At 65.6% G+C, this 26,309-nt stretch carries 21 protein-coding genes, 1 other RNA gene and 1 pseudogene; 19 read left to right on the top strand and 4 right to left on the bottom strand.

What is annotated here, in order from left to right; translation table 11 throughout:
• The first annotated feature begins 180 nt into the window (after positions 1–180).
• Entirely contained in the window at positions 181–1,980 is a 1,800-nt protein-coding gene (locus CWO89_RS05025; protein ID WP_130577538.1) for an ABC transporter ATP-binding protein, read from the top strand.
• A 6-nt stretch (positions 1,981–1,986) separates the two neighbouring features.
• Here the strand turns inward: CWO89_RS05025 and CWO89_RS05020 are convergent, their stop codons facing one another.
• The 3 genes from CWO89_RS05020 to rnpB all read right to left on the bottom strand — a co-directional run bounded on the left by CWO89_RS05020 (position 1,987) and on the right by rnpB (position 4,413).
• Entirely contained in the window at positions 1,987–2,883 is an 897-nt protein-coding gene (locus CWO89_RS05020) for a DMT family transporter (protein ID WP_245475724.1), read from the bottom strand.
• Positions 2,884–2,999: 116 nt separating this feature from the next.
• A complete protein-coding gene (locus tag CWO89_RS05015; RefSeq protein ID WP_130577560.1) occupies positions 3,000–3,743 on the bottom strand; it encodes a sulfite exporter TauE/SafE family protein in 744 nt (247 codons plus the stop codon).
• 244 nt (positions 3,744–3,987) lie between these two features.
• An RNA gene (rnpB, locus tag CWO89_RS05010) (RNase P RNA component class A) lies at positions 3,988–4,413 on the bottom strand.
• A 149-nt stretch (positions 4,414–4,562) separates the two neighbouring features.
• Between rnpB and CWO89_RS05005 the strand changes: the two genes are divergently transcribed.
• Together CWO89_RS05005 and CWO89_RS05000 are read left to right on the top strand one after the other, a co-directional pair.
• Complete coding sequence (locus CWO89_RS05005) at positions 4,563–4,919, top strand: YciI family protein (RefSeq protein ID WP_165421009.1); 357 nt, start codon at positions 4,563–4,565, stop codon at positions 4,917–4,919.
• 65 nt (positions 4,920–4,984) lie between these two features.
• Complete coding sequence (locus CWO89_RS05000) at positions 4,985–6,220, top strand: RNA polymerase sigma factor (protein ID WP_130577536.1); 1,236 nt, start codon at positions 4,985–4,987, stop codon at positions 6,218–6,220.
• 101 nt (positions 6,221–6,321) lie between these two features.
• Here CWO89_RS05000 and CWO89_RS04995 read toward each other — a convergent pair whose 3' ends face one another.
• Positions 6,322–7,179, bottom strand: coding sequence for an N-acetylmuramoyl-L-alanine amidase (locus tag CWO89_RS04995; protein WP_130577535.1), 858 nt, complete (start codon positions 7,177–7,179; stop codon positions 6,322–6,324).
• A 472-nt stretch (positions 7,180–7,651) separates the two neighbouring features.
• Here CWO89_RS04995 and rsmH point away from each other — a divergent pair, with 472 nt between their 5' ends.
• From rsmH to ftsZ, 16 genes and pseudogenes are all read left to right on the top strand, one after another.
• A complete protein-coding gene (gene rsmH / locus CWO89_RS04990; protein WP_349644861.1) occupies positions 7,652–8,644 on the top strand; it encodes a 16S rRNA (cytosine(1402)-N(4))-methyltransferase RsmH in 993 nt (330 codons plus the stop codon).
• Positions 8,645–8,647: 3 nt separating this feature from the next.
• Positions 8,648–9,049, top strand: a complete 402-nt coding sequence (gene ftsL / locus CWO89_RS04985; RefSeq protein WP_130577533.1) for a cell division protein FtsL — start codon at positions 8,648–8,650, stop codon at positions 9,047–9,049.
• Positions 9,046–10,791, top strand: a complete 1,746-nt coding sequence (locus CWO89_RS04980) for a peptidoglycan D,D-transpeptidase FtsI family protein (protein ID WP_130577532.1) — start codon at positions 9,046–9,048, stop codon at positions 10,789–10,791. Before ftsL ends, CWO89_RS04980 begins: the two co-directional genes overlap by 4 nt.
• Before the next feature lie 101 nt (positions 10,792–10,892).
• Positions 10,893–12,350, top strand: a complete 1,458-nt coding sequence (locus CWO89_RS04975; protein WP_130577531.1) for a UDP-N-acetylmuramoyl-L-alanyl-D-glutamate--2,6-diaminopimelate ligase — start codon at positions 10,893–10,895, stop codon at positions 12,348–12,350.
• Entirely contained in the window at positions 12,347–13,780 is a 1,434-nt protein-coding gene (locus CWO89_RS04970; RefSeq protein WP_130577530.1) for a UDP-N-acetylmuramoylalanyl-D-glutamyl-2,6-diaminopimelate--D-alanyl-D-alanine ligase, read from the top strand. Before CWO89_RS04975 ends, CWO89_RS04970 begins: the two co-directional genes overlap by 4 nt.
• Positions 13,781–13,789: 9 nt before the next feature.
• A complete protein-coding gene (gene mraY, locus CWO89_RS04965) occupies positions 13,790–14,896 on the top strand; it encodes a phospho-N-acetylmuramoyl-pentapeptide-transferase (protein WP_028167502.1) in 1,107 nt (368 codons plus the stop codon).
• A complete protein-coding gene (gene murD, locus CWO89_RS04960) occupies positions 14,893–16,296 on the top strand; it encodes a UDP-N-acetylmuramoyl-L-alanine--D-glutamate ligase (RefSeq protein WP_130577529.1) in 1,404 nt (467 codons plus the stop codon). The genes mraY and murD overlap by 4 nt, the downstream gene beginning before the upstream one ends.
• A gap of 197 nt (positions 16,297–16,493) precedes the next feature.
• Positions 16,494–17,645 (top strand): putative lipid II flippase FtsW, encoded by a 1,152-nt coding sequence (gene ftsW, locus CWO89_RS04955; protein ID WP_130577528.1) that lies wholly within the window; start codon positions 16,494–16,496, stop codon positions 17,643–17,645.
• A gap of 25 nt (positions 17,646–17,670) precedes the next feature.
• Complete coding sequence (murG, locus tag CWO89_RS04950; RefSeq protein ID WP_130577527.1) at positions 17,671–18,771, top strand: undecaprenyldiphospho-muramoylpentapeptide beta-N-acetylglucosaminyltransferase; 1,101 nt, start codon at positions 17,671–17,673, stop codon at positions 18,769–18,771.
• A gap of 217 nt (positions 18,772–18,988) precedes the next feature.
• A complete protein-coding gene (murC, locus tag CWO89_RS04945; RefSeq protein ID WP_130577526.1) occupies positions 18,989–20,392 on the top strand; it encodes a UDP-N-acetylmuramate--L-alanine ligase in 1,404 nt (467 codons plus the stop codon).
• Between the two features lies 1 nt (position 20,393).
• Positions 20,394–21,314 carry a UDP-N-acetylmuramate dehydrogenase gene (gene murB, locus CWO89_RS04940; RefSeq protein WP_283813501.1) on the top strand — a complete coding sequence of 307 codons (921 nt, stop codon included), beginning with the start codon at positions 20,394–20,396 and terminating at the stop codon, positions 21,312–21,314.
• Between the two features lie 108 nt (positions 21,315–21,422).
• Positions 21,423–22,430, top strand: coding sequence for a D-alanine--D-alanine ligase family protein (locus CWO89_RS04935; RefSeq protein WP_130577525.1), 1,008 nt, complete (start codon positions 21,423–21,425; stop codon positions 22,428–22,430).
• Between the two features lie 218 nt (positions 22,431–22,648).
• A pseudogene (locus CWO89_RS49410) lies at positions 22,649–22,919 on the top strand (D-alanine--D-alanine ligase); the annotation flags it as partial.
• Complete coding sequence (locus CWO89_RS04930; protein WP_130577524.1) at positions 22,877–23,875, top strand: cell division protein FtsQ/DivIB; 999 nt, start codon at positions 22,877–22,879, stop codon at positions 23,873–23,875. The pseudogene CWO89_RS49410 and the gene CWO89_RS04930, both read left to right, overlap by 43 nt.
• A complete protein-coding gene (ftsA, locus tag CWO89_RS04925) occupies positions 23,872–25,191 on the top strand; it encodes a cell division protein FtsA (protein WP_130577523.1) in 1,320 nt (439 codons plus the stop codon). The genes CWO89_RS04930 and ftsA overlap by 4 nt, the downstream gene beginning before the upstream one ends.
• 90 nt (positions 25,192–25,281) lie before the next feature.
• Positions 25,282–26,309: cell division protein FtsZ (gene ftsZ / locus CWO89_RS04920; RefSeq protein WP_130577522.1), on the top strand; the 1,028-nt coding region annotated here is incomplete at its 3' end.

The following is a 26,309-nucleotide window of genomic DNA, read 5'->3' as shown; positions in this document are numbered from 1 at the left end:
TGTACTGGGTATGCGGTCGCGCCGTTGACCACCAGTTCTGACCGGGGCTGACGTCCCGGTCCCTCAAACCTTCCAACAACTTACCGATCTTTCAACGACGTCCGCGTCGCGCGCTTTCGCGCCGTCGCGCGTCAATTCAGATGGAGTCGGCCTGCGCGGCGAGCGCGGCCGGATTGCGCCATGACTATTCAAACTGACAAACGTCCCGCCGCGATCCGCGTCGTGATCCCGTTTGTATTCCGCCACTGGCTGAGGCAGCCCACCCGCGCCGCGGCCGTAATGGTCGGCTTTCTCGGCGCCACCGTCGCCGACCTTTTCATGCCGGTCTACTCCGGCCATCTGGTCGACGCCCTGACGCTCGGCACCGCGGATCAGGCGGCGCGATATGCGGCGATGGTTGCGTTCGGCGGCATCGTCGCGCTTGGCCTATTGTCGATCATCCTGCGGTTTGTGGGGCTGCAGGCGATCGTGCCGTTCACGCTGACGACGATGTCGGATGTGGCGCAGGAGGCGTTCGCGCGGGTGCAGCGGTTCTCGACCGACTGGCACGCCAATTCGTTTGCCGGCTCGACCGTGCGCAAGATCACCCGCGGCATGTGGGCGATCGACCTGCTCAACGACACCGTCCTGATGGCGCTGTTGCCGTCGTTGATGGTGCTGGTCGGTTCGATGGTCCTGCTCGGATTGCACTGGCCCGTGCTCGGCGCCGTGATCGGCATCGGCGCGGTGATCTATGTCGCGATGACCATCGTGCTCTCGGTGAATTATATCGCACCGGCCGCGCGCGTCTCCAACGCGTGGGACACCAAGGTCGGCGGCACGCTGGCGGACGCGCTCACCTGCAACGCGGTGGTGAAATCGTTCGGCGCGGAGGCGCGCGAAGATACGCGGCTCGCCGGCGTCATCGCCCGCTGGCGCAGGCGGGTGCTGCGCACCTGGCTGCGGTACAATGCGACCAACATGGCGCAACTCGCGGTGCTCTTGTGCTTCCGCGCGTCGGTGATCGGCGGCGCCATCCTGCTGTGGCTTGCCGGCCGCGCCTCGCCGGGCGACGTCACCTATGTGTTGACGAGCTATTACGTCATCCACGCTTACTTGCGCGACGTCGGCATGCACATCAACAATCTGCAGCGTTCGGTCAACGACATGGAGGAGCTCGTCACCATCCATGGCGAGCCGCTCGGCATCGTCGATGCGCCTGACGCAAAGCCGATCGACGTCCAGGGCGGAAGGATCACGTTCGACAACGTCACCTTCCTCTATGGCGGGCATCGCACGCCGCTCTATGACGCACTATCGATCGATATCCGCGCCGGCGAGCGTGTCGGGCTGGTCGGTCGGTCCGGCTCGGGCAAGACCACGTTCGTGAAACTGGTGCAGCGCCTCTATGACGTCTCCGACGGCCGCATCCTGATCGACGGTCAGAATATCGCTCACGCGACGCAGCAGTCGCTGCGCAGCCAGATCGCGATCGTGCAGCAGGAGCCGATCCTGTTCCACCGTTCGCTGGCGGAGAACGTCGCCTATGGCCGGCCCGGCGCCAGCATGGCGGCGATCGAGCAGGCGGCGCGGCTTGCCAATGCGCATGACTTCATCATGCGATTGCCGAAGGGCTACGGCACGCTGGTCGGCGAGCGCGGCGTCAAACTGTCCGGCGGCGAGCGGCAACGCGTCGCGCTGGCGCGCGCGTTCCTTGCCGATGCGCCGATCCTGATCCTGGACGAGGCGACCTCGAGCCTCGACTCGGAATCGGAGGCGCTGATCCAAGAGGCGATGGAACGATTGATGAAGGGCCGCACCTCGATCGTGATCGCGCACCGGCTGTCGACGGTGCGCGGCCTCGACCGCATCCTGGTGTTCGATCGCGGCGAGATTGTCGAGCAGGGGACGCATGCCGCGCTGACAGCGCGACCGGGCGGCATCTATCGCAGCCTGTTCGAGCGGCAGGCGACGGAGTTCGGCCGCGTCGCGGCGGAGTAGCCGCCGTCATTCCGGGGCGCGCGTCAGCGCGAGCGCTGCGCGTTGCTCCGGAACGACACGCGTTCGACCCCGCGTGCGCGCGCTGATCGCGACCGTCGCCACCACGGCGGCGGCGAACAGCACGACCTGCGGAGTGATCGTCTCGCCATTGAAGAGCGAGGCGAGCACGAAGGTGACGAAGGGCTGCAGCAACTGGACCTGCGACACCCGCGCGATCCCGCCCATCGCCATGCCGGCATTCCAGGCGAAGAAGCCGATCCATTGCGAGAACAGCGCGACGTAGAGCAGACCGAGCCACGGCTTCAGCGAGATGTGCATGGGGTCGGCCGGCATCGTCAGCGCCGCCGCCGGCAGCGCGAACGGCAAGGCAATCACCAGCACCCAGCTAATGACTTCCCAGCCCGGCATCTCCGCGGTGAGCCGTCCCGAAAAGGCATAGCCAACGGCGGAAACCGCAACAGAAGCGAACAGGAAGAGGTCGCCGGTCGACAGCGTGCCGCCGCCGTCGCGCAGCGCAAAAGCGATCACCAGCGCGGCGCCGACGACAGCGGCGACCCAGAACAAAGGCCGCGGCCGCTCGTGGGTGATCGCCACCGCCACCAGCGCGGTCGCGATCGGCAGCACGCCGAGCACGACGCCGCCATGGGAGGCGTCAACGCGCTGCATGCCTTCTGCCATCAGCAGCGGAAACAGGACGGCGACGCACGGCATGACCAGCACAAGCTGCGGCCACAGCGCCCGCCGCGGCAGCGGCCGCCGCAACACAAGCAGGAGCGCGAGCGAGCATAGGCCGGCGATTGCCGTGCGGATCGCGGTCAGGGCAATCGGATCAATTTCCGCAACGGCAAGCCGCGTCGCCGGCAGCGTGCCGCCGAAGATCGCCATGCCGATGAAGCCCAGCAACCAGCAACAGGCCGAGACGTTCGCGCGAGGAGGACGAGGACATGAAACAGGTGGTTACCGGCTTTGCCGTCCCGCGTACAGCAATCTACTCGGTGCATATGGCAGCCATGCGCGCGCTATCTCGGAGCAATTCCGCTGCACACCAGCCCGATGCCGGACAGAAACAACAGCCCAAGCACGATGTTCGTGAAATTCCGGTCGCTCAGCGCGTGATAGATTCGCGCGCCGAGCCAGGCGCCGGCCACCGTCGCCGGAAAGGTCACGACAGCGAGCGCGAGGACGTCCCTCGTGACGAAGCCGGCGAACGCCTGCAGCAACAGCGCAGTCGCCAGCACCGTGAAGTTGAAGGTCTGGAAAATCCCGCGCCGCTGCTCCTTGGTCCAGCCGCGCACGCTGGCCCAAAGAATCGGCAAGGGGCCGGAAAGGCCGGCGAGGCCGCCGAGGATGCCGCCGGCAAATCCGATGGCGCCGTCGAACGGCTTGCCGCCAAACTTGATCGCCATCGGCTTGCGTTGAAAATAGAGCGCGGTGGGAAACACCAGCAGAAACACGCCGATGGTCAGCTTGAAGGTGTTGGGATCGGCATGCGCGATCAGCAGCGTGCCGAGCGGTACGCCGGCGAGCCCGCCGAGCACGAACGGCCAGACCAGCCTGAAATCGATCGAGCGCCAGATCGAGGGCAAGGTCGTGAGCTGGCCGATAACCGAGGAGATCAGGACCAAAGGCACGGCAACAGCAGGCGGCGCGACGTAGAGCCAGATCCCCAGCGCCATCAGCGCGGTGCCGAAGCCGGCAAGGCCGGATACGAAGCCCCCGGCGAGCGCGCCGACAAACAGCACCGCCAAGGCGAAGCCGCCCATCATCGTCTTGTTCTCATTGTCATTGGTCGGACGTTTACACGACGAGCCCGGCAGGCACTATCGCAAATCCGCTGCTTCGGATCGTTGCGCGACGACGTCATTCCGGGGCGCGCGCGAGCGCGAACCCGGAATCTCGCGCCGCAATCTCCAGATTCCGGGTTCGCATCTTCGATGCGCCCCGGAATGACGGTCTGCAAAAATGGCGAGGGGTCCGGCGTGTTGCGCCGAACCCCTCATTTCCAAGAACATCAGCCGGCCTGTAAGCCGGGTTCTGTAGGGCACCATTCTCGCGAATGGTACGTGACGGCCATTCCTCTGGGACCGCCTTTGCAGACGGCCTCGAGCAACCTACCCGGACGGCGGGCCTGACATCGCCCTGCAGCGTTATCGCTTTCGCGAACAGCCTGCGTTGCCGTCCCTATTCGGTTTTGCTCCCGGTGGGGTTTGCCATGCCGTCTCCGTCGCCGGAAACGCGGTGCGCTCTTACCGCACCTTTTCACCCTTGCCGCGCCGAAGCCCCGAAGGGCGAAGGCGGGCGGTTCGTTCTCTGTGGCACTTTCCCTAGGGTTGCCCCCGCCGGACGTTATCCGGCACCGCATGTCGATGGAGCCCGGACTTTCCTCCCCCGCGGCCTTTCGGCGCTTGCGGGAGCGGCCGTCCGGCCGACTGACGCCCATAGGCATGGGGGTTCCAGCCGGTTCCGTCAAGCGGATAACGCCCGCGAAGCGCGCCAAAATAATCTATCCTGAAGGTGTCGTTTTGCCTGTCGCCCGTTCGACTGGATGTCGGCGATCCAGCCGATCAAGAGGAGATTTTCAGATGCAGTACCTGCTGTTGATCTATCGAAAGGAAGCAGAGTTAGGCCGCATGACCGCCGATGACCGCAAGAAACTAACGGCGGAATACGGTGCATTCACCCAGTCCATCATCCAGAGCGGCCATTTCAAGGCTGGCGACGGGCTGCAACCCTCAACGACTGCGACGACGGTGCGGGTTCGCGACGGCAAGATATTGACGACGGACGGTCCATTCGCGGAAACGCACGAACAGCTCGGCGGCTACTACCTGATCGACGCCAAGGACCTCGACACCGCTCTCGGCGTCGCCGCACGGATTCCCGGCGCCAAGACCGGCTCGATCGAAGTCAGGCCGATCATGATCTACGACAACAACTGATGCCGCACCGTCATTCCGGGATGCGCCATTTGGCGCAATCCCGGAATGATGATTTGACAGACCGCATGACTCCAACCCAGATCGAAAAGATCTTCCGCGACGAGGCGAGCCGGGCGCTGGCGACGCTGATCCGCCTCGTCGGCGATTTCGATCTTGCGGAGGATGCGCTGCAGGAGGCGTTCGCGGTGGCGCTCGAGCGCTGGTATGCGGGCGAACTGCCGCAAAACCCGCGGGCGTGGCTCGTCAATGTCGGCCGCAACAAGGCGATCGATCGCATCCGCCGCAATGCCGTGTTCCGCGGCAAGCAGCAGGAGCTGACGCACGAACTCCTGCTCAATGCGTCGTCGCCATGCGAGATCGTCGATGCCACGCTCGACGACGACATGCTGCGGTTGATCTTCACCTGCTGCCATCCGTCGTTTGCCGACGAGGTGCAGGTCGCGCTGACGCTGCGCACGGTTTGCGGCCTCGGCACGGCCCAGGTCGCGCGCGCCTTCCTCGTCAGCGAGGATGTGATGGCGCAGCGGCTGCTCCGCGCCAAGCAGAAGATACGCCTCGCCGGCATTCCCTATGAGGTGCCGGAGCGCGAGGCGCTGGAGCCAAGGCTCCGCGGCGTGCTGGCCGTGATTTATCTCGTCTTCACCGAAGGCTATGCAGCGACCTCCGGCGAGGATCTGATGCGCCCGGATCTGGCGCGCGAGGCGATCCGGCTGGCGCGGCTGATCGATGCGCTGATGCCCGCGCGCGGCGAGATCAAGGGGCTCTTGGCACTGATGCTGCTGCACGACGCGCGCCGCGCCGGCCGCGAGACCGCGGGCGGCGACATCGTGCTGTTGGAGGAGCAGGACCGCTCGCTGTGGGACATCAGCCAGATCGCCGAAGGTTTGCGTTTGGTGGAGGAAGCGCTGCGCATGCCCGGCCGGCCGCAATCCTATGCTGTGCAGGCCGCGATCGCGGCGCTGCATGCCCGCGCGCCGAGCTATCAAGACACCGACTGGCCACAGATCGCCGGCCTCTATGAAGTGCTGCTCCGCATCAGCCCATCACCGGTGATCGAGCTGAACCATGCCGCGGCGGTGTCGATGGTCGACGGCCCGGCGCGCGCGCTCGATCTGATCGACGCGCTCGAAGCGCGCGGCAGCCTCAAGGGTTACGAATTGCTGCCGGCCGTCCGCGCCGATCTGCTGCGTCGCCTCGGTCGCACCGACGCCGCGCGCGAAGCCTATCTGGCGGCAACCGCCGCGACGCAACTGGAGCCGCTGCGCCGGCTCTATGCGCGGCGCATCGCGGAGATGGGCTGATGGCCTCCGTCATTGCGAGGAGCTTAGCGACGAAGCAATCCATGCTTCCACAAGTGGCGAGATGGATTGCTTCGCTGCGCTCGCAATGACGAGAGACTTGCCTACTTCGCCGCAACCTCTGTCGCCGCCTCCGGCAGGCTCTCAAGCAGCGCGTGCAGGGTGGTCATGGTCGAGTGATCGACGATGCCGTCGACGCGCGCCTGGCGGAAATGGCGCTGGAAGGCGGTGACGACTTCCATGGTGGGGCCGTCGAACTTGCCGTTCGTCGGGATGTTGTAGCCGTAACGGGCGAATGCCTTCTGCATGTTGGTGACGTTGTCGTTGATCGCGCCGAGCTGCAGCGTCTCCCCGCGCACGATCGGCGCCGGCTGAACCCAATGCCCGACGCCGGAATTGGCGAGCGAATGCCACGGGAACTTTTCGCCGGGATCCTTCTTGCGCGCCGGCGCGACGTCGGAATGGGCGAGCACGCGATACGAAGGCACGTTGCGGCGAAGCATGATGCCGCGGCACAGCGCGATCACTGCTGCGATCTGGCGCAGCGGATAATCCGGGTAGCCCCAGTCGTGGCCGCGGTTGATGATCTCGATGCCGATCGAGCAGGAATTGATGTCCTCTTCGCCCGCCCAGCAGGACACGCCGGCGTGCCAGGCGCGCTTGCTCTCCGGCACGCATTGCACGATGCGGCCATCCTCCAGCACAATGTAATGTGCGGAGACCTCGGTGCCGGCGGTGCAGAGTTGGGCGATGGCGCCCTCGACGTCGGGCATGCCGGTGTAGTGCAGCACGATCATGTCGGGTTGCCGGTCGTTGGCGCGTTCGCCGAAATTCACCGAAGGGATGACGTCGGAGACGATCGAGGAGTCCGGGGTAAAGGTTTTCATGTCGGCGATGGCCCTCGGAACGGGAAGGGCGCGTTGGCGTTTCGAATCAGCGGACGTGAACGAACCAGATGGCATCCCAAATCTCAAACCCGGCGGCGGAACGGCAGCCCTGCAATTTCCGGACAGCCTGCAATTTACTATTCCTTTACCCTGCCGCGGGCGCAATCACATGGCGCGCACATCCCGCGAATTTTAGACCCGCCTGTGGATGGTGCGCATCAGCGGGTTCCAGGTGTGGTTAAAAAGCAAAAGAAACCGTGAAGGATTCGGCAACGCTTTCTTAACGCTAAGTGCCGTTACTAAGTGGTGAATTGCCGAACCGGTTTTTGAGGGACGGCCGAGGCCCGCTTGCGCGCGAAATCCCATGGCAGCCCAGCAAACTCCGGTCGGAAATCAGGATTTGCGGCCTGATCTGGGAACCGGCGTGTGCTCCGTGCCGCGGCTGCTCGGACGGAACCGCGGTGTGACGCGCAACCATTCGAGGCGCCATGGGCTGGTCCGTGTCCAGTTTCGATCCCCTACGCCGGACAACGCACGGAGCCGGCGCATGACCGCTGCCGCGCCGCATATTTCGGTGCTCGGCCGCGAGGCGGTCGAGATGCTGGATCCGCGGGACGGCGGCATCTATATCGACGCCACTTTCGGCGCCGGCGGCTATAGCCGCCTGATTCTCGACATGCCTGGAACCCGCGTCATCGGCATCGACCGCGACCGCTCGGCGATCACGGGCGGTTTCGATCTGGTCGATCGCGCCGATGGCCGATTGACGCTGGTCGAGGACCGCTTCTCCAATCTCGCCGAGGTCTGCGCCGCTCAAGGCGTCGAGGTCATTGACGGCGTGGTGATGGACATCGGGGTCTCCTCGATGCAGCTCGACCAGGCCGCGCGCGGCTTCTCGTTCCGCCTGGCGGGCCCGCTCGACATGCGGATGGGGCATGCGGGGCCGACCGCGGCGGATGTGATCGCAACCGCGTCCGAGCGCGATCTTGCCGACGTCATCTATCTCTTCGGCGAGGAGCGGCACTCGCGCGGCGTGGCGCGCGCCATCGTGGCCGCGCGCAAGGAAGCGCCGATCACGACGACGCAAGCGCTGGCCGACATCGTCGCCAGGGTCGTCCGGTCCAAGCCGAACGAGATCCATCCGGCGACGCGGACGTTCCAGGCGCTGCGCATCTTCGTCAACGAAGAGCTCGACGAATTGCATCGCGCGCTCACCGCCGCAGAGCGCGTGCTGAAGCCGGGCGGGCGGCTCGTGGTTGTTTCGTTCCATTCGCTGGAAGACCGCATCGTCAAGAATTTCCTGGCTGAGCGCGGTAAGGTTTCCAGCGGCTCACGGCATTTGCCCGAAGTGGCGCAGATGGCGCCCAGCTTCAAGATACTGACAAAACGTCCGCTGACGCCGTCCGAGGACGAGATCGCGGCCAATCCTCGCGCCCGGTCGGCCAAGCTGCGCGCCGCCGAGCGTACGGAAGCACTGGCTCATGCCGAGGGTGCGCCGCCGTCATGGCCGACGCTCGAACGCGTGATGAGGGGAGGCTAGCGCATGCGCATCCTCCATTTCCTCGTAATCGGCTTCCTCGTGGTTTGTGCGGCCTATGTCTACCGCATCAAGATGGAATCGACGGCCCGTACCGAGCGCGTGCTGCGGCTGAACGCGGAAATCCGCGAGCAGCGCGACGCGATCGCGGCCCTGCGTGCCGAATGGGCTAAGCTCGACTCGCCGCTTCGGCTGCAGGGGCTGGCCGAGCGTCATCTCGCGTTGAAGCCGCTCACGGCCAATCAATATGATTCGCTGAAGAGCTTGCCCGAACGTCCGCCGAACTTCGCGCGTCCGGGCGCGCCCGATCCGATCGGCGCGATGATCAACACCATCGAGGCCGCCGCCGACCAGGAGAGCGTGACCGGATCGGTACGAGAGCCGGCGCAGCAGGGAGATCAGCAATGACCGACCGCGCGCCAAGCACGAAGCCGGCCGAGCCGTGGCGGCAGCGGCTGATCCGCGGCCTGCTCTACGGGCGGAATGTCGACCGCGCAGTGAAGGCGCGCGCCCGCGTCGGCTTTGCGATCATCGCGTTTGCCGCGGTCTACGCCATCATTGCCGCGCGGCTCGTGATGTTCGCGATCGGCGCCGACAGCCACGGCGCGCGCCGCACCGCCTCGCAGGATGCGATCGCGACCGCGCGCCCCGATATCATCGACCGCAATGGCGCAATCCTCGCGACCGATGTCAAGGCGCCGAGCCTGTTTGGCGAGCCGCGCCGCATCATCGACAAGGACGAGGCGATCGAACTTCTGACCGCGACGCTGCCTGATCTCGACACCGCCGAAGTGCGCGATCGTCTGTCGTCGCGAAAAGGCTTCGTCTGGCTGAAGCGCGAGATCACGCCGCAACAGCAGCAGGATATCCACCGCCTCGGCGTTCCCGGCATCGGCTTCCTGCGCGAGAACAGGCGCATCTATCCGACCGGCGCGACCGTTGCCCACCTGATTGGCCTCGTCAATATCGACAACCAGGGCATCGCCGGCATGGAGAAGTGGCTGGACAATAACGGTCTGGCCGATCTGCATCGCGCGGGCTTTGCCACCGACCGCTTGCAGAAGCCGGTGGAATTGTCGATCGATCTGCGTGTCGAGCACGCGCTGCGCGACGAGCTCCTGAAGGCCAAGGAGAAATACAAGGCGAAGGCGGCATCGGGCCTCGTTTCCAATGTCCGGACCGGCGAGATCGTCGCGCTGGTCTCACTGCCTGATTTCGATCCGAACAATCCGAAGGAAGCGCACGATCCCGATCGCATCAACCGCCTGACCACCGGCGTGTTCGAGATGGGCTCGACCTTCAAGACGCTGACGCTGGCGATGGCGCTGGATTCCGGCAAGGCCACGCTCCACACCATGTATGATGCGCGCGGCGCGCTGCACTATGGCAAGTTCGCGATCCATGACACCCATCCGCTGGGCCGGGCGATCTCGCTGTCGGAAGTGTTCACCTTCTCCTCCAATGTCGGCGCGGCGCGCATCGCGCTTGCGCAAGGAGTCGAGGCGCACAAGGCGTTCCTGAAGAAGGTCGGCCAGCTCGACCGGCTGCGCACCGAATTGCCGGAGAGCGCATCGCCGATCGTGCCGAAGCGCTGGGGCGAATTGAACACGATCACCATCTCCTTCGGCCATGGCATCGCGGTTGCGCCGCTGCAGGCGGTGATGGGCATCAATGCGATGGTCAATGGCGGCTATCTGATTCCGCCGACCTTCCTCAAGCGCTCGGAGGAAGACGCCAAGGCGATGGCCAAGCGGGTGGTGAAGCCTGAGACGTCGGACAAGATCCGTTATCTGATGCGACTTAATGCCGAAATCGGGACCGCCAAGTCGGCCGACGTGAAGGGTTATTATATCGGCGGCAAGACCGGCACTGCGGAAAAGGTGGTCAACGGCCGCTACTCCAAGAAACAGGTGCTGAACTCCTTCACCGCCATCCTCCCGGCCGATAATCCGAAATACCAGCTCCTGGTGATGCTGGACGAGCCGAAGGCGCTGCCGGAGACCCATGGTTTCATCACCTCGGGCTGGAACGCGGTGCCGACCGGCGGCAAGGTGATCGCCCGTATTGCGCCGCTTTTGGGCCTCGAGCCGCGGTTTGACCTGCCGCCGTCCGACCGCCTTATTCTTGCGGCATCGAGGACAACCCAGTAAGGCGTGGGGGCAGGGCATGATCCGGAAAAGTGGATGCGGGTTTCCGAGAGGATCATGCGCCGTCACGTTTGAGCGTGAGCAGCCGGCCGGACTGGAAGATCATGAGACTTCGCGACCTTTTCAGTGCTGATGCCACGATCGATCCGCGGGCGGAAGCCGTCGAGATCGGAGGGGTGACGGCTGATAGCCGCACGGTGAAGCCGGGCGATCTGTTCTTCGCACTCGCGGGCTACAAGACCGACGGGGCGCGCTTCATCGATGCCGCGATTGCCGCGGGCGCGGCCGCTGTTGCGGGCGAGCACCGGCCGCAAGGCGGGTTGCGCGTGCCTTTTGTCGTGACGCCGAATCCACGCCGCGCGCTGGCGTTGGCTGCGGCGAAATCTTTCCCGCGCCAGCCCGAGACCATTGCGGCGGTGACCGGCACCAGCGGCAAGACATCGGTGGCGGCTTTCACGCGCCAGATCTGGCAGCGACTGGGGCACGATGCCGCGAGCATCGGCACCATCGGCCTGGTGTCGCCGAAGCGTACGGTCTATGGCTCGCTGACCACGCCTGATCCGATCGAGCTGCATCGCCAGCTCGACGAGATCGCTCGCGATGGCGTCACGCATCTCGCATTCGAAGCGTCTTCGCACGGGCTCGACCAGTACCGGCTTGATGGCGTGCGCGTCGCCGCCGGCGGCTTCACCAACCTGTCGCGCGACCACATGGATTATCACCCCGACGTGGCGCACTATCTCAACGCAAAGCTGCGGCTGTTCCGCGATCTCGTGATGGATGGCGGCTCGGCGGTGATTTCGGCCGATCATGATTGTTCGCCTGAGGTGATCGATGCGGCGCGTGCGCGCAAGCTCAGGATCATCGCGGTTGGCCGCAACGCCGATGGCGGAGATGATATTCGCCTGGTCGACGCTTCGATCGATGGCTTTGCGCAGAAGCTTACGGTCGAACACCGTGGCCGAAAGCGCGCCATCCGTTTGCCGCTGGTCGGTGAATTCCAGATCGAGAATGCGCTGGTGGCCGCCGGCCTTGCGATCGGGACCGGCAGCGACGCCGATGCCGTCTTCGCAAGCCTCGAACATCTCGAGGGCGCCAAGGGTCGGCTCGAACGCGTCGGCGAGCGCAACGGTGCGCCGATTTTCGTCGACTACGCACACAAGCCGGACGCACTCGCCAAGGCGCTGCAGGCGCTGCGGCCCTATGCCAAGCGCAAGCTGATCGTCGTCCTTGGCGCCGGTGGCGACCGCGATGCGGGCAAGCGTCCGCTAATGGGCGCGATTGCCGCCGACAATGCGGACAGCGTCATCGTCACCGATGACAATCCGCGCAGCGAGAATCCCGCGGCGATCCGTGCCGCCATCCTCGCCGCCGCGAAGGGCGCCAACGAAATCGGCGACCGCGCGGAAGCGATCAGGGCCGGCATTGCTGCGTTGCAGCCGGGCGATGTGCTTTTGATCGCCGGCAAGGGGCATGAGATCGGACAGATCATCGGCGACAAGACATTGCCGTTCAGCGATCATGAGGCCGTGGCCGCGGCACTTGAAGCGAGGGTCGCATGAGCACACCACTGTGGACATCGGCGGCAATGGCGGACGCGATGCGCGCCGCGACCCAGGGGCGCTTGCCCTCCGCCGTCACCGGCCTTTCCATCGACAGCCGCACGCTGCGGCCGGGCGAGGCCTATTTTGCCATCAAGGGCGACGTGCATGACGGCCACAGTTTTGTCGAGGCCGCATTGAAGGCGGGCGCCGCGCTCGCGGTGGTCGAAAGCGCCCAGCGCGAGAAGTTCCCCGCCGATGCGCCGCTGCTCGTCGTCGACGATGTGCTTGCAGGGCTGGTCGATCTCGCCCATGCCTCTCGCGCGCGGCTCAACGCGAGGATCATCGCGGTCACCGGCTCGGTCGGCAAGACCTCGACCAAGGAAGCGCTCCGGCATGTGCTCTCGGCGCAAGGCGAGACGCACGCCTCCGTGGCTTCCTTCAACAATCATTGGGGCGTGCCGCTGTCGCTGGCGCGTTGTCCGGCATCGGCGCGCTTTGCGGTGTTCGAGATCGGCATGAACCATGTTGGCGAGATCACGCCGCTGGTGAAGCTGGTGCGGCCGCATGTTGCCGTCGTCACCACCGTGGAGCCGGTGCATCTGGAGTTCTTTTCCGGCATCGAAGAGATCGCGGACGCCAAGGCGGAGATCTTTCTCGGTCTCGAGCCTGATGGCGCCGTCGTGCTCAACCGCGACAATGCGCAATTCGGAAGGCTCGAAGCCCGCGCGAAGGAACTTGGCATCCCACGCGTCGTTTCCTTCGGCACGGACGCGCAATCCGATGCGCGGCTGATCGATGTGTCGCTCCACGCGACCTGTTCCGCCGTGCACGCCAATGTCCTCTGCCACGACGTCACCTACAAGATCAGCATGCCGGGCCGCCATATGGCGATGAACTCGCTCGCCGTGCTCGCCGGCGCGGCGCTGATCGGGGCGGACCTTGCGCGCGCGGCATTGTCGCTGTCGCAGCTCGAGGCGCCCGCGGGTCGCGGTGCGCGGCGCATCCTCGAGGTCGGGACCGGCGAGGCGACGCTGATCGACGAAAGCTATAATGCCAATCCGGCGTCGATGGCGGCCGCGCTGAACGTGCTCGGGCAGGCCCAGCTCGGCCCGCACGGCCGCCGCATCGCGGTACTCGGCGACATGCTCGAGCTCGGGCCGACCGGCCCTGCGCTGCATCGCGGTTTGGCCGAGGCTGTCAACGCCAACAATATCGACCTCGTTTATTGTTGTGGTCCGCTGATGCGCAACCTCTGGGACGCTCTTTCCACGGGAAGGCGAGGAGGCTATGCCGATAACTCGGCGAGTCTGGAGACCCAGGCGGTCGCGGCCATCAGCCCCGGCGACGCCGTCATGGTCAAGGGATCGCTGGGTTCGAAGATGAAGCGGATCGTCAACGCGCTGGAGAAGCGCTTTCCCGGCAAAGCCGCGCATGAAGAAGCGGTATAGGCATATTGAATGTTTTATTGGCTGATCGATCTTTCCAACACGGTGCCCGGCTTCGGGGTGTTCCGGGGGGCGCTCAACGTGTTCCGCTACATCACCTTCCGCACCGGCGGGGCGATGGTGACGGGCGCGCTGTTCGTGTTCCTGTTCGGGCCCTGGATCATCGATCATCTGCGGCTGCGCCAGGGCAAGGGCCAGCCGATCCGCACCGACGGCCCGCAATCGCACCTCATCACCAAGAAGGGCACGCCGACCATGGGCGGGCTGATGATCCTGTCCGGCGTGGTGGTGGCGACGCTGCTCTGGGCCAATCCGATCAATCCCTATGTCTGGATCGTGCTGGCGGTGACGCTGGGTTTCGGCTTCGTCGGCTTCTATGACGATTATCTGAAGGTCACCAAGCAGAGCCACAGCGGCTTTGCCGGCAAGCTGCGCCTCGCGATCGAGGCGATCATCGCGCTCGCCGCCTGTTACGCGCTGGTGCGGCTCGGGCGCGACGTGTCCTCGACCTCGCTCGCGATTCCCTTCTTCAAGGATGTGGTGTTCAATTTCGGCTGGTTCTTCGTGATCTTCGGCGCCTTCGTCATGGTCGGCGCGGGTAACGCGGTGAACCTGACCGACGGCCTCGACGGTCTCGCCATCGTTCCGGTGATGATCGCGGCTGCCAGCTTCGGCATGATTTCCTATCTCACCGGCAATGCGGTGTTCTCCGACTACCTGCAGATCAACTATGTCGCCGGAACCGGCGAGCTCGCGGTGCTCTGCGGCGCCGTGCTGGGCGCAGGTCTTGGGTTTCTGTGGTTCAACGCGCCGCCGGCCTCGATCTTCATGGGCGACACCGGCTCGCTCGCTCTCGGCGGCATGCTCGGAGCAACGGCGGTCGCCGTGAAGCACGAGATCGTGCTGGCCGTGATCGGCGGCCTGTTCGTGTTGGAGGCGGTTTCGGTGATCGTGCAGGTGGCCTCGTTTAAGCTCACCGGCAAGCGCGTGTTCCGGATGGCGCCGCTGCACCATCATTTCGAGCAGAAGGGCTGGACCGAGCCGCAGATCGTGATCCGCTTCTGGATCATCGCCGTGATGCTGGCGCTCGCCGGCCTTTCCACGCTGAAGCTGCGATGATCCCTGTCACCTCGTTTGCGGGCAAGACGGTTGCCGTGTTCGGCCTCGGGGGTTCGGGACTTGCGAGCTGCCACGCGCTGAGGGCGGGTGGGGCGGAGGTGATTGCTGGCGACGACAATTCCGACAACGTCACCAAAGCCGCGCAGGCTGGCTTCGTCACCGCCGACCTGCGCTCGGTCTCCTGGGCGAATTTCGCCGCGCTGATCCTGACCCCCGGCGCGCCGCTGACCCATCCAGCGCCGCATTGGAGCGTGCTGCTGGCGCGCCAGGCCGGCGTCGAGGTGATCGGCGACGTCGAGCTGTTCTGCCGCGAGCGGCGACGTCACGCGCCGGAAGCGCCGTTCGTCGCCATCACCGGCACCAACGGCAAGTCGACCACAACGGCGCTGATCGCCCATCTGATGAAGGTCGCCGGCTACGATACCCAGATGGGCGGCAACATCGGCACCGCGATCCTGTCCCTGGAACCGCCGCGGATGGGGCGCGTGCATGTGATCGAGATGTCGTCCTACCAGATCGACCTCACGCCATCGCTCGATCCTTCCGTCGGCATCCTGCTCAATGTCAGCGAGGACCACATCGATCGCCACGGCACGCTGGAGAATTACGCCGCGGTGAAGGAACGGCTGGTCGCCGACGTGCAGCCGGGTGGCACCTCGATCGTCGGTGTCGACGACATCTTCTGCCGCAACATCGCCGATCGCCTCGATCGGTCAGGCAAGCGCGTGGTGCGGGTGTCCGTGAAGAACCCGCTGCCGGACGGCATCTATGTCGAGCACGAGACCATCGTGCTGGCCTCAGGTGCCGCGCGCAGCGAAGTCGCACGACTGGGCGGCATCGGCTCGCTCCGCGGCCTGCACAATGCCCAGAACGCGGCGTGCGCGTCGGCCTGCACGCTGGCGATGGGTATCCCGACGGATGTGCTGCAGAACGGGCTGCGCAGCTTCCCCGGCCTCGCCCACCGCATGGAGCAGGTCGGCCGCCGCGGCAACGTGCTGTTCGTCAATGACTCCAAGGGCACCAACGCGGATGCAGCCGCCCATGCCCTGTCGTCTTTCTCCGATATCTTCTGGATTGCCGGCGGCAAGCCCAAGGCCGGCGGCATCACCAGCCTGACTGGCTATTTCCCGCGCATCCGCAAAGCCTATCTGATCGGCGAGGCCGCGCAGGAATTCGCCGGCACGCTCGGCGAGGCCGTGCCGCACGAGATTTCGCAGACGCTGGATGTAGCAGTCGCCAACGCAGCGCGTGACGCGGAAGCCTCTGGGCTCACTGACCCGGTTGTCCTGCTGTCGCCAGCCTGCGCCTCGTTCGACCAATACCGCAATTTCGAAATCCGCGGCGCCGCCTTCCGCGACCTCGTGACAGCGCTGCCCGGCGTCAAGCCGGTGGTGATGTAGCCCGTCATGGCCGGGCTTGTCCCGGCCATCCACGTCTTCCCTTCGTTGCGGCGGCAAAGACGTGGATGCCCGGCACAAGGCCGGGCATGACGAGGGGAGAGAGGTTCGCTCTATCTCCAAAGTTGCTCACTCCATTAACCCTTCGGAAACCATCCTCGTCCACCAATGGCCGTTACCTCGGCATTCTGGGGACGCCCATGCTCGCCCGTGATCAACGCACCCCGTTCTCCGACTGGTGGTGGACCATCGACAAGCCGCTGCTGGCGGCGGTCATCGCGCTGATGTTCGGCGGTGTCATCCTGTCGCTGGCGGCGAGCCCGCCGGTCGCGACCCGGATCGGGCTCGACCCCTTCCATTTCTTCAGCCGGCACGTGATGTTCCTGCTGCCGTCCTTCATCGTGCTGATCACGGTCTCCTTCCTGTCGCCGCGCCAGATCCGGCGCGCCGCGATGGTGGTGTTCTTCGTCAGCATCGCGCTGATCGTGATGACGCTCCTGATTGGCCCCGAGGTGAAAGGCTCGCGGCGCTGGATCACGCTGGTCGGCGTCAACATCCAGGCTTCCGAATCGGCAAAGCCGGCCTTCGTCATCCTCGCGGCCTGGCTGTTTGCGGAATCGACCAGGCGTCCGGAAATGCCGGCGACCTCGATGGCGCTGGTGCTGCTGTTGACGCTGGTCTCGCTGCTGGTGATGGAGCCCGATTTCGGCCAGACCATGCTGATCCTGATGGTGTGGGGCGCGCTGTTCTTCATCGCAGGCATGCGGATGATCTGGGTCGCGGGGCTTGCGGGCGCCGCCGGCCTCGGCCTGTTCAGCGCCTATCTGTTCGTCCCGCATGTCGCCGGCCGCATCAAGCGCTTCATGAATCCGGCCTCCGGTGACACCTTCCAGGTCGACATGGCGATGGAGGCATTCTGGAACGGCGGCTGGTTCGGGCTCGGGCCGGGCGAGGGCATTGCAAAACGCAGCCTGCCGGACAGCCATACCGACTTCGTCTTCGCGGTCGCCGCGGAAGAATTCGGCATCATCCTCTGCCTCGCGCTGCTGGCGCTGTTCGCCTTCGTGGTGATCCGCACGCTCTCACGCGCCTATGCGACCGAGGACATGTTCGCCCGCTTTGCGGCGTCGGGGCTTGCGATCCTGTTCGGCGTGCAGGCTGCGATCAACATGGCGGTCAATCTGCAATTGATCCCCGCCAAGGGCATGACGCTGCCGTTCATCTCCTATGGCGGCTCCTCGATCGTCTCGCTGGCCTACGGCGTCGGCATGATGCTGGCGCTGACCCGGCAGCGCCCACGCACCGAGATTGAATCCGTGAACGCGGCCGGCGCTGTGCAGGGCTATGCCTGACTAGCGCCGTCGGCTATTTGAGGCCATGGACAACGCGCCCCTCATCCTGCTTGCGGCCGGCGGCACCGGCGGCCATTTGTTCCCCGCCGAAGCGCTCGGCGTGGAACTGATCAAGCGCGGCCTGCGCGTGCGGCTCGCGACCGACGCCCGCGCGCTGCGCTACAGCGGACTGTTCTCCAAGGAAAATATCGATGTGGTGCCGAGCGAGACGGTGCGCGGACGCAATCCAATCACGCTCGCCCGCACCGCGATCACGCTCGGCTACGGTATCGTGGTTGCCGCCAATCTGGTGCGCCGTCTGAAGCCGGCCGCGGTGGTCGGCTTCGGCGGCTATCCCACGGTGCCGCCGCTGCTCGCCGCACGGCTGCTCGGCGTGCCCGGCATCATCCATGACGCCAACGCGGTGCTCGGCCGCGCCAATCGCTTCCTCTCCAGCCGCGTCAATGCGATTGCGACCTCGCTGCCCGGCGTGCTCGATCGCGATCCGGCGCTGGCCGGCAAGACCACCACCGTCGGCACGCCGATGCGGCCCGCGGTCCTCGCGGCTGCCGCGGTGCCGTTTGCCACGCCGGAGCCGAACGGCCCGCTGCGTCTGCTCGTGGTCGGCGGCAGCCAGGGCGCGCGGGTGATGAGTGATATCGTGCCCGGCGCGATCGAAAAGCTCGAGCCCGCGCTGTGGAGCCGCCTGATCCTCACCCAGCAGGTGCGGGAGGAGGACATGGCGCGGGTGCGCGCGGTCTATGACAACCTCAAGATCAATGCCGAGCTCGCGCCGTTCTTCGCCGACCTGCCGGCAAGACTCGCCGCCAGCCATCTCGTGATCTCGCGCTCCGGTGCCGGCACCGTCGCCGAGCTCGCCGCGATCGGCCGGCCCTCGATCCTGGTGCCGCTGCCCGGCGCGATCGACCAGGACCAGTTCGCCAATGCCGGCGTGCTGTCGCAGGCCGGCGGCGCGCTGCGGATTGCGCAGGCGGAATTCACGCAAGGCCGGTTGGCGGCCGAAATCTCTGCTTTCGCGGCCGAACCTGAGAAATTGACGGCGATGGCGGCAGCCGCGCGCGGCGCCGGCCGGCTCGACGCCGCCGAACGGCTGGCCGATCTGGTGGTGAAAGTGGCTGGAATTTGACCAGGAGTCATTCCGGACAGGCCGCGAAGCGGACTGATCCGGAATCTCGAGATTCCGGGTTCGCTCGCGCCGCGAGCGCCCCGGAATGACGAAAAACCGCGAATTTCCGTGTTCCGGCGTCATGGCCGGTCTTGTCCCGGCCATCCGCGTCTTGCATGAAGGGCAGGAGATTCGTGGGTGACCGGGCAAGCGCCGGGCATGACGAGGGAAACGAACCATGAGACTGCCGCGCGAGATCGGACCTATCCACTTCATCGGGATCGGCGGCATCGGCATGAGCGGCATTGCCGAGGTGCTCTGCAATCTCGGTTACACCGTGCAGGGCTCTGACGCGTCCGAGAGCGGCAATGTCGCGCGGCTGCGCGAGAAGGGAGTCAAGGTTTCGGTCGGCCACAAGGCCGAGAACATCAACGGCGCCGACGTCGTCGTGGTCTCGACCGCGATCAAGCGCGACAATCCGGAACTGATGGCGGCGCGCGCGCAGCGCATTCCCGTGGTGCGCCGTGCCGAGATGCTCGCCGAATTGATGCGGCTGAAGAGCTGCGTCGCCATCGCCGGCACCCATGGCAAGACCACGACCACCTCGATGGTCGCAGCGCTGCTCGATGCCGGCGATTTCGATCCGACCGTGATCAATGGCGGCATCATCAATGCCTATGGCACCAATGCGCGATTGGGCGCAGGCGACTGGATGGTGGTGGAAGCCGACGAAAGCGACGGCACGTTCCTGAAACTGCCGACGGATGTCGCCATCGTCACCAATGTCGACCCCGAGCATCTTGACCACTTCAAGACCTTCGAGGCCGTGCAGGATGCGTTCCGCGCCTTCGTCGAGAACGTGCCGTTCTATGGCTTCGCGGTGATGTGCATCGACCACCCGGTGGTGCAGACGATCGTCGGCCGCATAGAGGACCGTCGCATCATCACCTATGGCGAAAATCCGCAGGCCGATGCGCGGCTGGTCGACCTGCAGCCGATTCCCGGCGGCTCGAAGTTCAAGGTCTCCTTCCGCAACCGCAAAACCGACGTGGTGCACGAGATCTCGGATATCGTGCTGCCGATGCCCGGCCGCCACAACGCGTTGAATGCCACCGCGGCGATTGCGGTTGCGCATGAGCTCGGCATTTCCGACGAAGCGATCCGCAAGGCCATCGCAGGCTTCGGCGGCGTGAAGCGGCGCTTCACCAAGACCGGCGAATGGAACGGCGTCATCGTGATCGACGATTACGGCCACCATCCCGTCGAGATCGCTGCGGTCTTGAAGGCGGCGCGCGAGTCCTACAGCGGCAGGATCATCGCCGTGGTGCAGCCGCATCGTTTCACCCGCCTGCAGTCGCTGTTTGAGGAATTCTGCACCTGCTTCAACGATGCCGATGCGGTCGTCGTCGCCGAGGTCTATCCGGCGGGCGAGGCGCCGATCCCGGGCATCGACCGCGATCATTTCGTGCTCGGCCTGCGCGCACACGGCCATCGCGACGTGATCCCGCTGCCGAATGCCGGCGAGCTTGCGAAAATCGTTCGCGACCTTGCCAAGCCCGGCGATCTCGTCGTGTGCCTCGGCGCCGGCAACATCACGCAATGGGCTTACGCATTGCCCGGCGAATTGAAGGCGTTGGGCTAGCGTGGCCGGTTTCCCCGACATCACGCCAGAGCTGAAAGCCGCGATGCCGGAACTGCGCGGGCGGCTGCTGGCGAACCAGTCGCTGGCGGAATTGACCTGGTTTCGCGTCGGCGGACCGGCGCAGGTGCTGTTCACGCCGGCGGACGAAGACGACCTTGCTTATTTCCAGGCGCGCTTGCCGCAGGAGTTGCCTGTCTATGTCGTCGGCGTCGGCTCGAACCTGATCGTGCGCGACGGCGGCATGCCGGGCGTCGTGATTCGCCTCGCGCCGCGCGCATTCGGCGAGACCAGGGCCGAAGGCGACATCGTGAGCGCCGGCGCCGCAGCGCTCGACAAGCGCGTGGCGGAGACGGCGGCTGCGGCTGATATCGGCGGCATGGAGTTTTTCTTCGGCATCCCCGGCACCGTCGGCGGTGCGCTGCGCATGAATGCGGGCGCCAACGGCGGCGAGACCAAGGATGTGCTGCTGGATGCCACCGGAATCGGCCGCGACGGCAACAAGCATGTGTTCACCAATTCCGACATGAAATTCGTCTATCGCAGCAGCGGCGTCGATCCCTCGATCATCTTCACCTCCGCGCGCTTTCGCGGCAGGATCACTGCGCCCGAGGCGATCCGCGCGCGCATGAACGAGGTGCAGGCCCACCGCGAGACCGCGCAGCCGATTCGCGAGAAGACCGGCGGCTCGACGTTCAAGAACCCGCCGGGCAACAGCGCCTGGAAATTGATCGATGCCGCCGGCTGCCGCGGCTTGCGCGTCGGCGGCGCCCAGGTCTCGGAGATGCACTGCAATTTCCTGATCAACACCGGCAATGCCACCGGACGCGATATCGAGACGCTCGGCGAAACCGTGCGGCAGCGGGTGAAAGAGACGTCGGGAATCGAGTTACACTGGGAAATCAAGCGAATCGGGATTCCGTAGTCATTCCGGGGCGCGCGAAGCGCGAACCCGGAATCCAGAGCTTATACGGAGAGAAGATTCCGGGTCTGGTCCTGTCGGACCATCCCGGAATGACTGAAGGCAACAGCGATGCGAACGACCATTCTCTTCGGCGGCAGCAACAAGGAACGCCTCGTCTCGGTGGCAAGCGCGCAGGCGCTGCACCAGGCTTTGCCGGAGGCCGATCTCTGGTTCTGGGACGTGGCTGACAATGTCCATGTCGTGCGGTCCGAGCAGCTTCTCGAACATGTGAGGCCCTTCCAGGACGAGTTCAGGCCCGGCACGCGCGGCATCCCGCTCGCGCAGGCGCTCGACCAGGCCGCCCGCGAGGATCGCGTGCTGGTGCTTGGCCTGCACGGTGGCAGCGCGGAGAACGGCGAATTGCAGGCGATGTGCGAGATGCGCGGCATCCCCTTCACCGGCTCCAGCTCGGCGTCCTCGCATCTCGCCTTCGACAAGGTCGCGGCGAAGCGATTCGCGGCGATTGCGGGCGTGCCGGCGCCGAGCGGCATCGCCCTCGACGAGATCGACGCTGCCTTCGCCGAATACGGCAGGCTGATCGCCAAGCCTGCGCGCGACGGATCAAGCTACGGCCTGATCTTCGTCAACGCGAAGCAGGACATCGTCGCCGTCCGCAACGCCGCCGCGACGGAGGAATATCTGATCGAGCCGTTCGTTGCGGGCGTGGAGGCAACCTGCGGCGTGCTGGAGCGGTCCGACGGCGCAATCTTCTCGCTGCCGCCGATCGAGATCGTGCCGGCGGAGGGCGCGTTCGACTACACCGCAAAATACCTGCTCAAATCGACCCAGGAGATCTGCCCCGGGCGCTTTTCGCCTGATATCAGCGCCGCGATCATGGACCTCGCGCTCCGCGCCCACCGGGCGTTGTCCTGCGCCGGCTATTCCCGCACCGACTTCATCGTCTCCGCCAAGGGCCCGATCTATCTTGAGACCAATACGCTGCCGGGGCTGACCAAGGCCTCGCTCTATCCGAAGGCGCTCAAGGCGCAGGGCATCGAGTTCGTCGATTTCCTGCAAGAGCAGATCGAATTGGCCAGGCGGCGGACAAGTCCTTCCGTCATTCCGGGGCGCGCGTAGCGCGAACCCGGAATCCATCGGGCTACGGGCGCAAGCGGCGAAATGGATTCCGGGCTCGATGCTTCGCATCGCCTCGGAATGACGGGGGAGTATCCCGCGCGTCTAAAAGCACCCGGAACTGGTTCCGTGCCGAATCGGGAACCCCGGGCGATTGCTAAAATCCTAAGGATTGCGTGGCAAACTACGCACATTGCTCATCAAAACGCGTTCCGCGTTAACCGCTTTTACCTTTTGTTTACCAGGAAGTCCGAAGGTTAACGCCGGCGGCGCATGTAGCGCTTGGCTGCCGGGCGTGAGCTGTCGCGGGAACTTTCACTTCGACACGCGTAACGAGGGACAGGGGGCCTTTCTTACTGGCTTCGACACCCAGGCCGGCATCACCGAGACGTTGTGTGCGCCAGGACCCGCAAACGTGTTGCGGGCAGAAGGTTTGACGAGCTCGTGCAATGGATGGTGCAGGCCGCCTCACTCGATCACTGCGATCGCTGAGGCCCGAAGCTGACCTGAAAGCAGCCGCTATTGGAGCGGCGGTGCTGCTGCGCGAGTATTTTGCCCACCGTCGTGCCCGTCGTCGTACCCGCCGCGCCCCGCCGGTGATCGATCGCGATCCGCCGAGCCGCTTCATCCTTCTGGTCGAGCGCTATCTGCCGCGCCGCGTCGGTCTTGCCGCCACCGTCTTCATCCTGCTCGGCAGCGCCGGCCTCGGCATCGTCAAGGGCGGCCATGTCGACGAATTCGTCACAGGGCTTTCGGATGCGCGCAATGCGCTCGCCAACTCGGCGGGCTTCCGAATCACCACGGTGGCCATCAACGGCCGCAAGCAGTTGAGCCAGGACGAGGTGCTGGCGATCGGCGGCGTCAACGGTCGCTCCTCGCTGCTGTTCCTGGATGCCGCGACCGTGCGCGATCGGCTGAAGGCCAATCCCTGGATCGCCGACGCGACGATCCTGAAGCTGTATCCGGGCCAGCTCCAGATCGACATCGTCGAGCGCAAGGCTTTCGCGCTGTGGCAGCAGGATGGGCGCCTGTCCGTAGTCGCGGATGATGGCGCGGTCCTCGAGCCCTACGTGTCGCGCCGCTTCCTCACGTTGCCGCTCGTGGTCGGCAAGGGGGCCGAGACCAGGGCCAAGGACTTCCTGGCGCTGCTCGACCGCTATCCGCAGGTGCGTTCGGTGACCAAGGCCGCGATCTTCGTTGGCGAACGGCGCTGGAATCTGCGGCTCAAGGATGGGCTCGACATCCGCCTGCCCGAGAACGACGTCGGCAATGCGCTCGCCGCGCTCTCCAAGCTCGACAAGGAAGACCGGCTGTTCTCGCGCGACATCGTCGCCGTCGACATGCGCCTGCCTGACCGGCTGACGGTGCAACTGGCCGAGGAAGCGGCAAAGGCGCGCGAAGAGCTGTTCAAGGACAAGAAGTCGAAGAAGAAGGGCGGTGACGCATGACCGTCCTGGATCGCAATCTGACGCCGAAGACGCGCCCGATGGCCCACAAGCGCACTGCGCTGGTGGCTTCGCTCGATATCGGCACCAGCAAGATCGCCTGCATGATCGCGCGGCTGAAGCCGTCGCCGCCGAGCGAAGCCCTGCGCGGCCGCACCCATGCGGTGGAATTGATCGGCTACAGCCAGATCCAGTCGCGCGGCGTCAAGGCCGGCGCGGTGGTCGATCTCGCCGAATGCGAGAAGGCGGTGCGTCATGCGGTGGCGCTGGCCGAGCGCATGGCCAAGGTCCGAGTCGAATCCGTGCTGCTGCCGGTCGCCGGCGGCCGGCCCGCCGGCCAGCTCGTCGAGGCTGCCGCCGACATTCGCGGCGGCTCGGTGACGGAAGCCGATATCAGCCGCGTCACCACGGCCGGCATGATCCACGCGACCGCCCACGGGCGCACCGTGCTGCACGCGCTGCCAGTCGGCTACGCACTCGACGGCGTCAAGGGCATCCGCGACCCGCGCGGCATGGTGGCGAGTCAGTTCGGCGTCGACATGAATGTCGTCACGGCCGACGCCACCGTCGCCAAGAACCTGATGCTCGTGGTCGAGCGTTGCCACCTCAACGTCGAGGCGATGGCGGCGAGCTCCTATGTCGCCGGCCTCTCGGTGCTCACCGATGATGAAGCCGATCTCGGCGCCGCCGTGGTCGAGATGGGCGCCGGCTCGACCACGATCGCGACCTATTCGGGGGGACGCTTCGTGCACGCGTCGGGATTTGCGCTCGGCGGGCAACACATCACGATGGATCTTGCGCGCGGCATCGGCGCATGCATTGCGGATGCCGAGCGAATCAAGACTTTATACGGCACCGTGCTGACCGGCGGCTCGGATGCGCGCGAGCTGATGTCGGTCCCGACCGCCGGCGACGAACGCGACACGCCGCAGATCGTCTCCCGCGCCACGATTGCGAACATCGTCCGGCATCGCGCCGAGGAGATTTTTGAGATGGTCCGGGACCGGCTCAAGGCTTCCCCGTTTGCGGCAGAGCCGAGGGCGCGGGTCGTGCTGAGCGGCGGCGCCTCGCAGCTCACCGGCATGATCGAACTCGCCACCCGCATTCTCAATCGGCCGGTGCGGATCGGCCGTCCGCTCGGCTTCGGCCGTCTGCCCAACGAGGCCAAGGGTCCGTCGTTCGCGGTGCCCACCGGGCTTCTGGTCTATCCGCAATACGCTCACCTTGAACATGTCGAACCGCGGCACACGCGGCAGCTCAAGACAGGGACTGACGGTTATTTCGGAAAGGTCGGACGATGGCTTCGCGAGGGCTTCTGATGACCACTCATAAGGCCCACAGGATTTTCACCAGCTCCCGCGGCCGCAGGCCGGGGCGAACCTACGCGCGCGCGTAATCGAGAGGCAACCATGGCACTCAATCTGACCCCTCCTGACATCAGCGAGCTGAAACCGCGGATCACCGTCTTCGGCGTCGGTGGCGCGGGCGGCAATGCCGTCAACAACATGATCACCGCCGGGCTGCAGGGCGTCGATTTCGTCGTCGCCAACACGGACGCGCAGGCGCTGACCATGTCGAAGGCGCAACGCATCATCCAGATGGGCACGCAGGTGACCCAGGGCCTCGGCGCCGGCTCGCAGCCGGATGTCGGCGCAGCCGCCGCGCAGGAGGTCATCGACGAACTCCGTGATCACCTCACCGGCGCCAACATGGTGTTCGTCACCGCCGGCATGGGCGGCGGCACCGGCACCGGCGCCGCTCCCGTGATCGCCAAGACCGCTCGCGAGATGGGCATCCTCACCGTCGGTGTGGTGACCAAGCCGTTCCACTTTGAAGGCCAGCGCCGCATGCGCACCGCCGAGAACGGCATCTCCGAGCTGCACAAGGTGGTCGACACCCTGCTGATCATCCCGAACCAGAACCTGTTCCGGGTCGCCAACGAGAAGACCACCTTCGCCGACGCTTTTGCGATGGCCGACCAGGTGCTCTACTCGGGCGTTGCCTGCATCACCGACCTGATGGTCAAGGAAGGCCTGATCAACCTCGACTTCGCCGACGTCCGCGCCGTGATGCGCGAGATGGGTAAGGCGATGATGGGCACGGGCGAGGCGACCGGTGAGAAGCGCGCGCTCACCGCCGCCGAGGCCGCGATTGCCAATCCGCTGATCGACGACTCCTCGATGAAGGGTGCCAGGGGCCTCCTGATCTCGATCACCGGCGGCAAGGATCTCACCCTGTTCGAAGTCGACGAGGCCGCCACCCGCATCCGTGAGGAGGTCGACCCCGACGCCAACATCATCGTCGGCGCCACCTTCGACGAGACGCTCGACGGCATCATCCGCGTATCCGTGGTTGCGACCGGCATCGAGCAGGCCGCGATCGCCCGCAACGCCGCCGCCGCGGCTCCCGCTGCGCCTGCGCCGGCGGCAACGGTTCG

Source organism: Bradyrhizobium sp. Leo170 (assembly GCF_004296405.1).
Classification (GTDB): domain Bacteria; phylum Pseudomonadota; class Alphaproteobacteria; order Rhizobiales; family Xanthobacteraceae; genus Bradyrhizobium.
This window is presented reverse-complemented; position numbering and strand designations above follow the sequence as displayed.